Genomic DNA, 657 nt, shown 5'->3' on the forward strand with positions numbered 1-657 from the left:
GCGGATCACCGCCATAGCGCCGTTGTGCGCGTGTCCCTCGAACACGGGGGCATCTTCCAGCGTCAGCGTGCCCCCGTGCTCTTCGATAATTTTCTTGACGATCGGCAGCCCCAGCCCGGTGCCCGCATCCCGCGTGGTCACATAAGGCTCAAACAGCCGCGCCCGGTCCTCCGGCAGACCGATGCCATTGTCAGCAATCCGGACCTCAAAGGCATTGCCTGCCCGTTTCGCAGACACACGGATTTCCGGCACCAGCCCCTCGGGGGCGCCTTTTTGCTGCAGGCTTTCAATGGCTTCACCTGCATTCTTGATCAGATTGGTCAAAGCCTGGCCAATCATGGTGGCATCCAGATCGGAGGGCATCTCTGCCTCGGGCAGATCCGCTTTGATCCGGACATCCGGCTGGCCCTGCTGCTGCAGGATCACCGCGTCCCGCACCAGTTTGACCAGATCCTCCTCGCGCCGCTCCGGTTCCGGCATACGGGCGAATTTCGAAAACTCATCGACAATCCTGCGCAGATCATTGGTCTGGCGCACGATCACATCGGTCATGGATTGAAGCTGGTCGCTGTTTTCCTCACCCAGCTTGGGGGCGAACTTGCGTTTGATCCGTTCCGCGCTCAGCTGGATCGGGGTCAGCGGGTTCTTGATCTCATG

Annotated in this window: 1 protein-coding gene; it reads right to left on the bottom strand. The window is 60.6% G+C overall.

Annotated elements, in window-relative coordinates; translation table 11 throughout:
* A partial coding sequence (locus tag RA26_RS21950) for a sensor histidine kinase (protein WP_039187600.1) occupies positions 1-657 on the bottom strand: 657 nt, incomplete at both ends.

This window comes from Leisingera sp. ANG-M7 (genome assembly GCF_000813965.1).
Lineage (GTDB): Bacteria > Pseudomonadota > Alphaproteobacteria > Rhodobacterales > Rhodobacteraceae > Leisingera.